This window comes from Reyranella sp. (assembly GCF_030651995.1).
GTDB lineage: Bacteria > Pseudomonadota > Alphaproteobacteria > Reyranellales > Reyranellaceae > Reyranella.
Map to the genome: position 1 here is coordinate 15332 of NZ_JAUSBN010000023.1, position 13473 is coordinate 28804.

Consider the following 13473-nt stretch of genomic DNA (forward strand, 5'->3'; position numbering starts at 1 on the left):
CCTCCCGTATCGACGCGTGACCCCTGCCGGGGCAGTATCCCGGCCAAGTTAACCGGATTTTCAACGCGGGAGAAAACGTATGAGCGCCACCTTCAAGGATCTCGGTATCAGCACCGACGGTGCGGTCGGAATCGTCGAGATTCAGCGGCCTCCGCACAACTTCTTCGACAACTCGCTGATCAACCAGATCGCCGACGCCTTCGAGGCGTTCGACCGCGACGACAAAATCCGCGCCTACGTGCTGTGCGCGCAGGGCAAGTCGTTCTGCGCCGGCGCCGATTTCGCCAACCGCCCGCAGACCGGCGCGGCCGAGAGCGGCAAGCACCTCTACAAGGAAGCGACCCGCATTTTCCGCGCGAAGAAGCCCAGCGTCGGGGCGATCCAGGGACCGGCGATCGGCGGCGGCCTCGGCCTCGCGCTGGCGCCCGATTTCCGTGTCGCCGCTCCGGAGGCGCGCTTCGCCGCCAACTTCACGCGGCTCGGTTTCCATCCCGGCTTCTCGCTCACCTACACGCTGCCGCGCCTGATCGGCCAGCAGAAGGCGAACCTGATGTTCCTCACCGGCCGCCGTATCGGCGGCGAGGAGGCGGTGGAATGGGGCCTGGCCGACGTGCTGGCGCCGCTGGCCGACGTCCGCAAGGAAGCGATCAAGCTGGCGCAGGAGATCGCCGAGTCGGCACCGCTCGCGGTGATGTCGACGCGCGAGACGATGCGCCGTGGCTTCGCCGATGGCGCCGAGGCGGCGACCGAGCGCGAGCTTACCGAGCAGGAATGGACCCGCAAGACCGAGGACTTCAAGGAGGGCGTCAAGTCCTACGCCGAGAAGCGCCCCGGCAACTGGAAGAACCGCTAGGGAGCATTCCATGGCTCAGGTCTCGGGCAAGGTTGCCATCGTCACGGGCGGTGCTTCCGGCATCGGCGAGGCCTGTGCCGAAACGCTGGCGCGCGAAGGCGCGTCGGTTCTCATCACCGACATCGACGACACCCTCGGAAAGGGTGTCGTCGAGCGCATCGTGAAAGCGGGCGGCAAGGCGCACTATCTGCGTCACGACGTGCGCGACGAGGCGGCGTGGCCCGGCATCGTCGCCGACGCCGAGAAGCAGTACGGCCGCCTCGACATCATGGTGGCCAATGCCGGCATCGGCATCATGTCGCCGATCGCGACCATGACTCTCGCCGACTGGCAGCGTCAGCAGGCCATCAATCTCGACGGCGTGTTCCTCTCCATCAAGCATTCGATCCCGGCGATGAAGCGGGTGGGCGGCGGCTCGATCGTGCTGATGTCGTCGGTGGCCGGCCTGCGCGGCGCGCCGGGCCTCGCGGCCTATTCGGCGACCAAGGGCGGTGTGCGCCTGCTGGCGAAGTCGGTGGCGCTCGAACACGCGGCCGACAACATCCGCTGCAACTCGGTGCATCCCGGCATCATCGCCACGCCGATCTGGGAGAAGATCCCGACCGGGGCCGAAGGCAATCGCCGCAATGCGCCGATCGATCCACGCGAGCGCGCCGCCGCCACGGTGCCGCTGCCTCGGGTTGGCGAGGCGCAGGACATCGCCAACGGCGTGCTTTTCCTGTGCACCGACGCCGGCAACTACATCACCGGCCAGGAGTTGGTGATCGACGGCGGCATGACGGCGGGCGGGCGGCCGACCCGGCCACTGCAATAGTCCCATGGGCGACGCAGCGCGGCTCTGGATCGTCGTCGCCGCGCTGAGCGGCGCGATCTCGGTCCTCGTCGGCGCCTTCGCGGCCCATGGTCTCGACCTGCGTACGGAAGCCGGCCTGAAGGCGCGCGACTGGCTGCAGACCGGCAGCCACTACCAGATGGTCCATGCCCTGGCGATGCTGGGCATTTGCGCCCTGGCCGGCGCGGAACTGCTGAATGCGCGCCTGGCAGTTGTCGCCCTGTGGCTCTTCCTGGCGGGCAGCGTCCTGTTTCCCGGCGCTCTCTATTCCCTGTCGTTCGGCGGCCCGCGATGGTTCGGCGCCGTGGCGCCGATCGGCGGTCTCGCCTTCATCGCGGGCTGGGTGATCCTGGCGATCGCCGCGTTGAAGCGGCCGGTCGGCTGATCTCAGGAAAGCTGCTCGTCCAGCAGTTTTAGCGCTTCGGCGGCGAAGGCGCGCATGTTGGCGACGCGGTCATCCGAGCCGGTGCGCAAGGTGCGCGCGACGCTGCCCCGGGGGCCCACGACCGCGACGCAAGTGTGTCCCGCCGGATCGCCGTAGGAGTTGCCGGTCGGACCGGAGGCGCCGGTCTCGGCAAGGCCCCAGGTCGTCTTGAGTCGCTCGCGGACGTGCTCGGCGGCCAGCAAGGCCCAGGGCTCGGAGGAGGAGCGGACGCCGGCGCGCTTTTCGCGCGGCACGGCGAGGAACGCATCGCCGGCCGGCCGCGTGTAGACCACGGCGCCGCCCATGAAATAGGCCGACGCACCCGGCACGGCGAGCAGCGCGGCGGAGACCAGACCGCCTGCCGACGATTCGGAAATGCCGACGGTCTCTTTGCGGGCCTTGAGTTTTTCGCCGACGCGTTGGGCGAGCGGGAGCAGGGAGTCCATCGGGTCAGTCCTTCTTCGTGAAGATGTCGAGGACCAGCGGCACCTGCTGGCCCATCCAGATCGCGCGGTCGCGATGATCCTCGAGATCGTGCCCGGTGTTGGGATGAATGAACACCGTAAGTTCGCCGCGGTTCAAGGTCAGCCATGACATGACGGGCAGGAATTGTTCGTTCTTCAGGGCGACCTGGTAACTGAAGCGCGGATGCGGTCCGACCGGCTTCTCGTGGAAGCGGCCCATCTCGATCGGGAAAGTCTTTTCGATGCGCTCGCGCAACGCCCACGCAGCGTCGCGCGAGGCGGCGTCGAAATAGACGTGTGCGTGCCAGTCCTTGATTTGATCCGTATTCATGACGTTCACCATAATGCGCAGCTCAACCCGCCTGTCGGAACCCAGAGCCGTTCCCCGAGCGGAGCAGGCTTGCTAGGGTCAGGCATCATGAACTTCGATTTCTCCGACGACCAGAAGCTGCTCAAGGAGCAGGTTCGCAAATTCCTCGCCGACAAGTGCCCCACCAAAGTGGTGCGGCGCGTGCTCGACGGCAACGAAACCCACGCGGAAGATGTCTGGAAAGGCCTCGTCGATCTCGGCGTGCCGGCCCTCGGCATTCCCGAAGAGTATGGCGGCATGGGCCTGTCGCCGCTGGAGGTCTGCGTCGCTGCCGAAGAGATCGGCCGCGCCGCGGCGCCGGTGCCGTTCGACAGCTCGGTCGTGCTGGCGACCGAAGCGCTGAAGCTCGCGGGCTCCGACGCGCAGAAGAAGAAGTGGCTTCCCGAACTCGCGTCGGGCAAGGCGATCGGCACGCTGGCCATCGCCGAGGGCGCGCAGCCGCCGAAGCCGCGCACCATCCGCACGACGTTCGGTGGCGGCCGTCTCAACGGCCGGAAGCTGCCGGTGACCGACGGCGAAGCCGCGACCTTCGCCATTGCGCTCGCCAACACCGGTGGCTCGGGCGATCGCGCCGTCTCTCTGGTGCTGGTCGACCTCCGCCACGCGGGCGTCACGAAGAAGCGCATCGAGACGATCGACCCCGCACGCAAGCATGCCGAACTCACCTTCAACGACGCCTCGGCCGAAGTGTTGGGCGGCGAGGGAGAGGGCTGGCGCCTGCTCGAGAAGCTCTACGATGCGGCGGCGGTCTACTTCGCGTTTGCCCAGGTAGGCGGCGCGGAGGCCGCGATGTGGATGGCGCGCGACTATGCGCTGCAGCGGCAGGCCTTCGGCCGGGCGATCGGCTCGTACCAGGCGATCAAGCACAAGCTGGCGGACTGCTACGTGAAGCTCGAGCTGGCGCGCTCCAATGCCTATTACGGCGCCATGATGCTGACCGAGGACGGCGCCGACCTGCCGCTGGCGGCGGCGGCGGCGCGCATCGCCGCGACCGACGCCTACGATTTCGCGGCCAAGGAGAACATCCAGACCCATGGCGGCATCGGCTTCACCTGGGAGGCCGACACGCAGTTCCACTATCGCCGCTCGCGCCTGCTGGCGCTGTCGATCGGCGGTCCGATGGCCTGGAAGGACAAGCTGGTGACCCGTCTCGAACAGAAAAACGCGGCCTAGGAGGGAACGATGGATTTCAACGACACCTCAGAAGAAGCCGCCTTCCGCCAGGAAGTGCGCAGCTGGCTGGACACCAACGCCACGCGCAAGAGCGACGACACGCAGAGCAACCGCGCGCGCAACGACGATCCCGAACTGCTCCAGAAGGCCAAGGAGTGGCAGGACAAGAAGGCCAGGGCCGGCTACGCGCGCCTGACCTGGCCCAAGGAGTTCGGCGGCCGTGGTGCCTCGCCGATCCTGCAGGTGATCTATCAGCAGGAAGAGGCGAACTACCTGGTGCCGCTCGGCTTCTTCGACATCGGGCTGGGCATGTGCATCCCGACCATGATGGCCTATGCCAAGCCCGAGCAGTTGCAGCGCTACGTGAAGCCCGCCCTGCACGGCCAGGAAGTGTGGTGCCAGCTCTTCTCCGAGCCCGCCGCCGGCTCCGACGTGGCGGGTATCCGCACCAAGGCCGAGCGCGACGGCGACGACTGGATCATCAACGGCCAGAAGGTCTGGACGTCGGGCGCGCACTATTGCGACTTCGGCATCGTGATCACGCGCACGGATCCGAATGTCCCGAAGCACGCCGGCCTCACCATGTTCTTCCTCGACATGAAGACGCCGGGCGTCGAAGTCCGTCCGATCAAGCAGATGTCGGGCGGCGCCAACTTCAACGAGGTGTTCTTCACCAACGTCCGCATCCCCGACAGCCAGCGCCTGGGCAAGGTGGGTGAGGGCTGGAAGGCCGCTCTCACCACGCTGATGAACGAGCGCCTCGCGGTCGGCCTGCCCTCGGGCGGCCTCGATATCGACGAGCTGATGGAGCTGGCGCGCGAGACCGAGCTGGAAGACGGCGCGGCGATCCGCAACCAGCAGGTCCGCTCGAAGATCGCCGAATGGTATGTCCAGCAGCAGGGGCTGAAACTCACCCGCTACCGCACGCTGACCGCCCTCTCCAAGGGCCAGACGCCGGGGCCGGAATCCTCGATCATCAAGATCGTGGCCGCGCCCAAGATGCAGGACATGGGCGCATTCGCCATGGAGCTGATGGGCCATGCCGGCATCATGAAGGAGGACGTGCCGTTCGCAGCCGGCTTCCAGGCGCAGTGGATCGGCGGCGCCGGCTTCCGCATCGCCGGCGGCACCGACGAGATCCTGCGCAACATCGTGGCCGAGCGTGTGCTGGGATTGCCGGCCGACATTCGCGTCGACAAAGACGTGCCGTTTAACAAGTTGACGCGCTCATAGCGCGTTAGCTTGTTAAGCGGGGCGAGCGGCAGCGCTTGTAACCAAGCGCTGGAGCTCGCTCGGTGCAGAATAGATAAGGACGATGATCCATATCCATTCTGCCCGGCGTGGGCTCTCTCGCCTCAGAAGGCGCTGCCGCCCACCGGCACTGAAAATGCTCAGCGCATTTTCAGTGCCCACTCCGTGTACTTCTTCGCCTGTGCCTGCGTGTCGGCGTAGTACTTCGCGTACTCCGCGCCGACCATCGGCTTCAACGCAAGCCCGACCGCGTCCATCTTCTGCAGCATCTCCGGCGAGTTGATCGCCTTCAGGAACGCTGTCTCGATCACCTTCACGACGTCGGCCGGTGTGCCCTTGGGCGCGCCGACGCCGCGCGTCGAGGAAGAGATGATCGTGGGCATGCCCAGTTCCTTGGTGCAGGGCACGTTGGGCAGGAACTTCGAACGCTCGACGTCGGTGACCGCGAGGCCCCGCACCTCGCCGGACTGGACGCGCTTGAAGACGCCGCCGACATTGTCGAAGGCGCAGTCGACATGGCCGCCGAGCACACCGGTGATCTGCTGCGCCCCGCCGTCGAAATGGACGATGCGGAACTCGCACTTGGCGGCCTCCTGGACCATCAGGATGGCGAGATGGTCGTCGCTCAGGATGCCGGTGGTACAGGCGCTGATCTTGCCGGGGTTCTTGCGCGCCGCCTCCGTGAGGTCGGCCAGCGTCTTGTAGGGGCTGTCGCCCTTCACCCAGATCAGGCCGGGATCGAGCACCTGGTTGATGACCGGAATGAAGCTGTCGACGTTGAACGCGGCCTTGCGTTCGGGATCGAGGATGATGGTGTTGACCGCGGGCAGGTTGAGGAAGCCCAGCGTGTAACCGTCGGGACGGGCGCGGGCGACCTCGGTGAAGCCGATCTGGCCGCCGGCGCCGGCCTTGTTGACGACGGTGATCGTCTGGCCGAGGTCCTTTTCGGCGGCCGCCGCGAGGATGCGGGCGCCGACGTCGGTGCTGCCGCCCGGGGGAAAGGCGACGATCAACTGAACCGTGCGGCGCGGATAGTTCTGGGCGAGGGCGGGGCTGGCGACGGCCGCGGCGGCCGTGGCGGCGAGCAGGGTGCGGCGACGAATGATCATTTTATCCTCCCTTTGTTGACGACTGGAACGCGCGTTACTCGATGTCGCTCTCCCTGAGTGGTGCCAGCGAGCGCGGCTTGAACAGCAGGAAGGCGATCACGATCACCGGAATTGCGAGCAGGATGAGGGCGACCGGACGGTCGAGGAAGATGGCGAAGCTGCCGCCGGAGATCTCGAGCGTCGTTCGCAGCGATCGTTCCATCATCGGGCCCAGGATCAGCGCCAGGATCGCCGGCGCGATCGGGAAGTCGAGCTTGCGCAGCAGGTAGCCCAGGATGCCGAAGCCCAGCATGACCCAGACGTCGAACAGGCTCTGCTTCAGGCCATAGGCGCCGATCACGCAGAAGATCAGCACGCCCGCGCACATGTAGCTGAACGGGATCTTGAGCAGCTTGGCCCACAGGCCGACCAGCGGCAGGTTGAGGATCAGCAGCAGCGCGTTGCCCACGAAGAAGCTGGCGATCACCGTCCACACCAGCTGCGGCTGCTCCTTGAACAGGAAGGGGCCCGGCGTGATGCCGTTCACGATGAAGGCCCCCATCAGCACCGCGATGGTGGGCGAGCTGGGAATGCCGAGCGCCAGCAGCGGCACCATCGAGGCGTTGGCGTAGGCGTTGTTGGCGGTCTCGGCCGAGGCCACGCCCTCGATCGCGCCCTTGCCGAAGCGTTCGGGCGTCTTGGAGACGCGCTTCTCCAGCACGTAGGCCATGAAGGTCGGCACGATGGCGCCGACGCCGGGGATCAGGCCCAGCACGAAGCCCACGACCGTGCCGCGGCCGATCGCGCCCGCGGACTGGCGACACTCCGCTCCCGTCGGCATCCAGCTCTTGAGTTCGGCCTCGACCATGTGGGTCTGGCGCTTCTCGGCGGCGAGCAACAGCTCGGCGACGCCGAACAGGCCCATGACCACCGGCACGAAGCCGATGCCGTCGTAGAGTTCCTCGACGCCGAAGGTGAATCGCGGCGCGCCGCGCACCGGATCGACACCGATCATCGCGAACAGGAGCCCGATCACCGTCATGAGCAGGGCCGCCAGCATGTTGTTGCCGGCGAGGCCGACGACGAGGCAGAGGCCGGCGACCATGAGGGCGAAGAACTCGGCCGGCCCGAACTTCAGCGCCAGAGAGGCCAGCGGCATGGCGACGGCGACCAGCGCCACGGTGGCCAGGGTGCCGCCCACGAAGGACCCGATGGCGGCGATGCCGAGCGCCGAGCCGGCGCGGCCCTGCTTCGCCATCTGGTGCCCGTCGATGCAGGTCACGACCGAGGCGGCTTCACCCGGCACGTTGATCAGCACGGAGGTGATGGTGCCGCCGTACATGGCGCCGTAGTAGATGGCGCAGAGCATGATGATGGCGCCGGTGGCGTCGAGGCTGAAGGTGAGCGGGATCAGGATCGCTGTGCCGGCCGCTGGCCCGAGGCCGGGCAGCACGCCGATCAGCGTCCCCAGCATGCAGCCCACGAAGGCGTAGAGGAGATAGCCGGGCGTCAGCGCCGCTGCGAAGCCCTGGAGCAGATGGCCGAGGGCTTCCATGCGTCTATATCCCGAACCGGCCGGTCGGCAGGAGAACGTCCAACCACGTGGTGAAGAGGTAGTAGACGCCGAAGCTGCCGAGCACGGCGAAGACGGCGATGAGCCACCAGCGGCGCTCGCCCAGCGCGATCACGAGGGCGGCGTTGAAGACCAGCATGGCGAGGCGGAAGCCCACGAACTCCATCGCAATGGTGACCGCCGCCAGCAGCCCGACGATGGCGAAGCAGCGCAAGGCGCCCCATCCATGCGGCAGGATGCGAACCTCTTCGATCGAAGCGTCTGCGGCCGGCCCCGGCTCGCGCCAGATCGACACGAGCAGGGCAAGCGAAAGGACGATGCCGATCAGCGCCAGCCAGAACGGAAAGAAGCCCGGGCCGGGGCCCAGGCGGTCGGTCAGCGACAGCAACAATGATTGCCAGAGTGCGAACAGGCAAAACGCCAGCATCGCACCCGTCGCGACAAGCCGTCCCTGGCGCATGCCTGGCGGCCCTCCCTGTTTTCTTTTCTTGTTCTCGCAGGCAGCATACGCCCAAACAGTCCGGGCGCAACACGCGACCCCCAGGAGGAAGCGAATGAACAGGCTTGACGGCAAGGTGGCATTTCTCTCCGGCGCCGCACGTGGCATCGGCGGCGAGGCGGCGAAGCTGATGGCGAGCGTCGGCGCCAGGGTGGTGATCGGCGACGTGCTCGAGGAGCGGGGGCGCCAGACCGTGAAGGAGATCGAGGCCGCGGGCGGGCAGGCGCTCTTCGTGCCGCTCGACGTGACTGAGGAGGCGAGCTGGTCGGCCGCCATCGACGCGACGGTGAAGAAGTTCGGCGGGCTCGACATCCTGGTGAACAACGCCGGTATCTTCGTCGGCAAGGGAGTCGAGGAAGCCTCGATGGACGAGTGGCACAAGCTCGTCGCGGTCAATCTCACGGGAGTGGTGCTGGGCACGCGGATCGCGCTGCCGCATCTCAAGGCGCGCGGCGCCACGAGTGCGCACGGCTCGGCGATCGTCAACTTGGCTTCGGTGGCAGGCTTGGTCGGCTCGCAGCTCGATCCGCTCTATTCGCTGACCAAGGGCGGGGTCACGCTGTTCACCAAGTCGACGGCGCTCGAATTCGGCCGCAAGGGCTATCGCATCCGCGTGAACTCGATCCATCCCGGCGTGATCGACACCGACATGGGCCAGCAGACCTTCGCGATGCGGGCCCGCGCGCTCGGCACCAACGACACCGAAGCCACGCGCAAGACGTCGCTCACCATGCATCCGATCGGCCGGCTGGGCGTCGCCGAGGACATCGCCAAGGGCATCGTGTTCCTGGCGTCGGACGATGCCGGTTTCATGACCGGCTCGGGCCTCGTCGTCGACGGCGGTTACACGGCGCAGTGATTCAGGGCCAGTAGTTCAGAAGATGCCGGCGGCGAGGCCGGCCGCCATGGCGGCGCCCAGCTCCTCGCACTGGTCGACGAAGGCCGGTTGCCAGGGGCCCTTGCAGAGCAGGGGCTCCTGCACGGCACGCCAGCGCAGGCCGGTCAGGATCGTCTCGACGCCACGGCGCGTACCGGTGCCGTCGCTGCCGGCCCTTATGTAGAGCGCGCAGGGCATGCCCTGCGTCTTCTCCAGGCAGGCATTGTAGCTGCGGTCGAAGAAGTCCTTCAGGGCGCCGCTCATGTAGCCCAGGTTCTCGGGCGTGCCGAGAATCACCGCCTGCGCGGCCAGCACGTCGTCCGGGCCGGCCTGCAACGGCGCGATAACCCGGACGTCTATCCCCGTTTCGCTGCGCGCGCCGCGTTCCACGGCATCGCGCAGGGAAAGGGTGTTCTCCGACGGGGCGTGCGCCACAATGAGTAGCCTTTTCGACATGGAGGGGGTTTTACCCCACGCCGACATGCTCAAGAAACTCCTGATCGCCAACCGTGGCGAGATCGCCATCCGCATCGCCCAGGCCGCCGCCGAACTCGGCATCGCAACCGTGGGCGTCCATTCGGAGGACGACACGACCTCGCTGCACGTGCGGCGGGTCGACGAAGTCCGGCCGCTCAAGGGGCGCGGCGCAGCGGCTTATCTCGACATCGCCGGTGTCATTGCGGCCGCCAGAGACGCGGGCTGCGACGCCGTGCATCCGGGTTACGGCTTCCTGTCGGAGAACGCGGCCTTCGCGACGGCCTGCGCCGAGGCGGGGCTCGTGTTTGTCGGCCCCACGCCGGAGCAGCTCGATCTGTTCGGCGACAAGGCGCGCGCCCGCGCCCATGCGGGCAAGAACGGGGCGCCGGTCCTGTCGGGTACTGACAGTGCGGTTGACGTGGCGGGCGTGAAAGCCTTCTTCGCCAAGCATCGCAAGGCCGGCATCGTCATCAAGGCGATCGCGGGTGGCGGCGGGCGCGGCATGCGGATCGTCACGCAGGAAGGCGAGATCGACGAGGCCTTCACGCGCGCCTCGGCCGAAGCACAGGCGGCCTTCGGCAACGGCGCCCTCTATGCCGAGCGTCTGATCGCTCGTGCGCGCCACATCGAGGTTCAGATCGTGGGCGACGGTCAGGGTGGCATCGCCGCGCTCGGCGAGCGCGAGTGTACGATCCAGCGCCGCAGCCAGAAGATCGTCGAGCTGGCGCCCAGTCCGAACCTCGCCGAGGCGATGCGCGGCCAGATCGTCGAATCGGCCGTGAGGATGGCGAAGGCGGTTAACTATCGCAGCCTCGGCACGTTCGAGTTTCTGGTCGACGATGCGGCGCCGGACTTCTTCTGCTTCATCGAGGCCAATCCACGCCTGCAGGTCGAGCATACAGTCACCGAGGAAGTGTGGGGCGTCGACCTGGTGAAGACGCAACTGCGTCTGGCCGGGGGCGCATCCCTCGACGAGACCGGTGTTCGGCAGGCCTCGCCGCGTGGCCATGCCATCCAGCTGCGGGTGAACATGGAGACCATGACGGCCGACGGTTCGGCCAAGCCGGGTGGCGGCATGCTCACTTCCTTCGAGCCCCCGACGGGCCCCGGCATCCGCGTCGATACCTATGGCTATTCGGGTTATCGCACCAATCCCAACTTCGATTCCCTGCTCGCCAAGGTGATCGTGCATGCGGCCGACTTCGGTGGCGCGCTGCAGCGGGCCGAGCGGGCGCTGGCCGCGTTCCGGCTCGAAGGCGCGCCCTCGAACATCGCCTTCCTGCGCGCCGTGATCGCCCATCCCGATTTCCGTGCCGACAGAGTCCATACGCGCTTCGTCGACGAGCAGGCCTCGGCTCTGATCGCCGCGGCGGGCAAGCTGAGCGGCGGGCTCTATTTCGAAGGCGCGGCCCCGGCCGCATCGTCCGCGCGCCAGGCCGGTGCGCGGGTCGACAGCGTCGATCCGCTGGCGGTCCTCGCCTTCGGCAAGGCGAAGGCGGAGACAGCGTCGCGCACGCTAGAGGACGACGCGCCGGACGGTACGGTCGCCGTGCCCGCACCCATGCAGGGCACCATCGTGAGCCTGTCGGTGAAAGAGGGTGATCCGGTGGCGGCGGGCCAGGCGCTGCTGGTCATGGATGCCATGAAGATGCAGCACGAGATCCGCAGCCCGGCGCGTGGCTATGTGCGACGCATCGCGGTTGAGGCGGGCGAGACGGTCTATGAAGGTCACTCGTTGCTGTTCGTCGAGGAGGCCGATGTCGAGGTGAATGGCACGGCGGTCGAGGAGACGATCGATCTCGATCATATTCGGCCCGACCTCGCGGAGTATATCGAGCGCCGGGCCCTGACGCTCGACGGGAAGCGACCGGAGTCGGTCGCCCGGCGGCGCAAGACCAACCAGCGGACGGCCCGCGAGAATCTCGACGATCTGGTCGACCCCAACAGCTTCGTCGAGTACGGCGCCTTCGCGATCGCCAGCCAGCGCACGCGCCGCACGGTCGAGGACCTGATCGAGAAGACTCCGGCCGACGGGCTGATCACCGGCATCGGCCGGGTCAATGGGTCGCTGTTCGGACCGGAGCGCAGCCGGGTCGCGGTCGCGCACTACGACTACACGGTGCTGGCCGGCACCCAGGGCAAGAACAACCACCACAAGAAGGACCGGCTGTTCGAGATCGTCGAGAAGCAGCGCATCCCGTTGGTCTTCTTCACCGAGGGCGGTGGCGGCCGGCCGGGCGACATCGATGTGCAGTCGGTGGCCGGGCTCAACACCATGGCCTTCCACATCTTTGGACGCCTGAGCGGCGTGGCCCCGCTGGTCGGCATCAACTCCGGCCGCTGCTTCGCCGGCAACGCCGCGATCCTGGGCTGCTGCGACGTGGTCATCGCCACCAAGAACTCGACGATCGGCATGGGCGGACCTGCGATGATCGAGGGCGGCAATCTCGGCGTCTTCTCGCCCGAGGAAGTCGGGCCGATGAACGTGCAGGTCCCCAACGGTGTCGTCGACATCGCGGTCGAGGACGAGGCCGAGGCGGTCGCCGTGGCCAAGAAATACCTCTCCTACTTCCAGGGCGCGTTGCCGGAGTGGCGGGCGGCCGACCAGCGCCTGCTTCGGCGTGCCATCCCTGAGAACCGGCTGCGCGTCTACGACGTACGCGACGTCATCGCCACGCTCTGCGACGAGGACTCGGTGCTCGAGATCCGCCGCGACTTCGGGCCCGGCATGGTGACGGCGTTCGGCCGCATCGAGGGCAAGCCGCTCGGCATCGTGGCCAACAACCCGGTCCATCTGGCGGGCGCCATCGACAGCGACGGTTCGGACAAGGCCGCGCGCTTCCTGCAGCTCTGCGACGCCTACGACATTCCCATCCTGTTCCTGTGCGATACGCCGGGCATGATGGTCGGGCCGGAGATCGAGAAGACGGCGCTCGTTCGCCACTGCTCGCGTCTGTTCGTGACCGGTGCGAACCTCACTGTGCCGTTCGGCACCATCGTGCTGCGCAAGGCCTACGGTCTGGGCGCGCAGGCGATGGCGGGCGGTTCCTTCCACGCGCCGGTCTTCGCCCTGTCCTGGCCGACCGGCGAGTTCGGCGGCATGGGCCTGGAAGGCGCCGTGAAGCTCGGCTTCCGCAAGGAACTCGAGGCGGTGAGCGATCCGGGCGAGCGCCGCGCCCTGTTCGAGAAGATGGTCGCGGCCGCCTATGCGCGGGGCAAGGCGTTGAGCACCGCGACCTATTTCGAGGTCGACGAGGTGATCGATCCCGCCGATTCGCGACGCTGGATCGCGACGGCGTTGCTCGAGGCCAAGCCGCGGCCGCCGCACAGCCACAAGAAGCGGCCGAACATCGATACGTGGTGACGGCCATCAGAGATCAATTGCTTCCCCATTCAAATGCAGGAGTGTCCGGGGAAAGATTGAAGAGGTCCGGCAAATCGCCAGCAGCGACAACGACACGTTACAATCCAGGGAGTGTCCGACTCAGGACCCCGAGTCTGGTCCAGCCGGCCCTATTTGTACGCACTTTGTCATCCCGAGCGCAGCGAGGGACCTTTGTCGGCGGCTCTAAAGGTCCCTCGCTGCGCTCGG

General features: G+C 67.2%; 13 protein-coding genes. 7 read left to right on the forward strand and 6 right to left on the reverse strand.

Features of this window, described 5'->3' with window-relative positions; translation table 11 throughout:
• Positions 1 to 79: 79 nt before the first annotated feature.
• Genes Q7V45_RS06015 through Q7V45_RS06025 form a run of 3 tightly spaced genes read left to right on the forward strand, consistent with a single transcriptional unit; the run spans position 80 to position 2070 of the window.
• Positions 80 to 853 carry an enoyl-CoA hydratase/isomerase family protein gene (locus tag Q7V45_RS06015; protein ID WP_304848572.1) on the forward strand — a complete coding sequence of 258 codons (774 nt, stop codon included), beginning with the start codon at positions 80 to 82 and terminating at the stop codon, positions 851 to 853.
• Positions 854 to 863: 10 nt separating this feature from the next.
• Positions 864 to 1667: an SDR family NAD(P)-dependent oxidoreductase gene (locus tag Q7V45_RS06020; RefSeq protein ID WP_304848575.1), complete on the forward strand. Its 804-nt coding sequence runs from the start codon at positions 864 to 866 to the stop codon at positions 1665 to 1667.
• Positions 1668 to 1671: 4 nt separating this feature from the next.
• Positions 1672 to 2070, forward strand: coding sequence for a DUF423 domain-containing protein (locus Q7V45_RS06025; protein ID WP_304848578.1), 399 nt, complete (start codon positions 1672 to 1674; stop codon positions 2068 to 2070).
• A 2-nt stretch (positions 2071 to 2072) separates the two neighbouring features.
• Here the strand turns inward: Q7V45_RS06025 and Q7V45_RS06030 are convergent, their stop codons facing one another.
• Together Q7V45_RS06030 and Q7V45_RS06035 are read right to left on the reverse strand one after the other, a co-directional pair.
• Positions 2073 to 2555: a CinA family protein gene (locus tag Q7V45_RS06030; protein ID WP_304848581.1), complete on the reverse strand. Its 483-nt coding sequence runs from the start codon at positions 2553 to 2555 to the stop codon at positions 2073 to 2075.
• A gap of 4 nt (positions 2556 to 2559) precedes the next feature.
• Positions 2560 to 2904, reverse strand: coding sequence for a DOPA 4,5-dioxygenase family protein (locus Q7V45_RS06035; protein WP_304848584.1), 345 nt, complete (start codon positions 2902 to 2904; stop codon positions 2560 to 2562).
• Between the two features lie 87 nt (positions 2905 to 2991).
• On the opposite strand from Q7V45_RS06035, the gene Q7V45_RS06040 reads away from it, so the two are divergent.
• Both Q7V45_RS06040 and Q7V45_RS06045 read left to right on the forward strand, forming a co-directional pair.
• Positions 2992 to 4116, forward strand: coding sequence for an acyl-CoA dehydrogenase family protein (locus Q7V45_RS06040; protein WP_304848587.1), 1125 nt, complete (start codon positions 2992 to 2994; stop codon positions 4114 to 4116).
• 9 nt (positions 4117 to 4125) lie between these two features.
• Positions 4126 to 5349, forward strand: coding sequence for an acyl-CoA dehydrogenase family protein (locus Q7V45_RS06045; RefSeq protein ID WP_304848590.1), 1224 nt, complete (start codon positions 4126 to 4128; stop codon positions 5347 to 5349).
• Between the two features lie 158 nt (positions 5350 to 5507).
• Here Q7V45_RS06045 and Q7V45_RS06050 read toward each other — a convergent pair whose 3' ends face one another.
• From Q7V45_RS06050 to Q7V45_RS06060, 3 genes are read right to left on the reverse strand one after another with little or no spacing between them, the layout of a single operon-like run.
• On the reverse strand, positions 5508 to 6476 hold the full coding sequence (locus tag Q7V45_RS06050; protein WP_304848593.1) for a tripartite tricarboxylate transporter substrate binding protein: 969 nt from the start codon (positions 6474 to 6476) through the stop codon (positions 5508 to 5510).
• A 34-nt stretch (positions 6477 to 6510) separates the two neighbouring features.
• Positions 6511 to 8010, reverse strand: a complete 1500-nt coding sequence (locus Q7V45_RS06055; RefSeq protein WP_304848596.1) for a tripartite tricarboxylate transporter permease — start codon at positions 8008 to 8010, stop codon at positions 6511 to 6513.
• A gap of 4 nt (positions 8011 to 8014) precedes the next feature.
• Complete coding sequence (locus Q7V45_RS06060; protein WP_304848599.1) at positions 8015 to 8488, reverse strand: tripartite tricarboxylate transporter TctB family protein; 474 nt, start codon at positions 8486 to 8488, stop codon at positions 8015 to 8017.
• Between the two features lie 94 nt (positions 8489 to 8582).
• Between Q7V45_RS06060 and Q7V45_RS06065 the strand changes: the two genes are divergently transcribed.
• Complete coding sequence (locus Q7V45_RS06065) at positions 8583 to 9386, forward strand: SDR family NAD(P)-dependent oxidoreductase (protein WP_304848602.1); 804 nt, start codon at positions 8583 to 8585, stop codon at positions 9384 to 9386.
• A gap of 15 nt (positions 9387 to 9401) precedes the next feature.
• Here Q7V45_RS06065 and Q7V45_RS06070 read toward each other — a convergent pair whose 3' ends face one another.
• Positions 9402 to 9860 carry a flavodoxin family protein gene (locus Q7V45_RS06070; RefSeq protein ID WP_304848605.1) on the reverse strand — a complete coding sequence of 153 codons (459 nt, stop codon included), beginning with the start codon at positions 9858 to 9860 and terminating at the stop codon, positions 9402 to 9404.
• Positions 9861 to 9885: 25 nt separating this feature from the next.
• On the opposite strand from Q7V45_RS06070, the gene Q7V45_RS06075 reads away from it, so the two are divergent.
• On the forward strand, positions 9886 to 13245 hold the full coding sequence (locus Q7V45_RS06075) for a carboxyl transferase domain-containing protein (protein ID WP_304848608.1): 3360 nt from the start codon (positions 9886 to 9888) through the stop codon (positions 13243 to 13245).
• Positions 13246 to 13473: the final 228 nt, after the last annotated feature.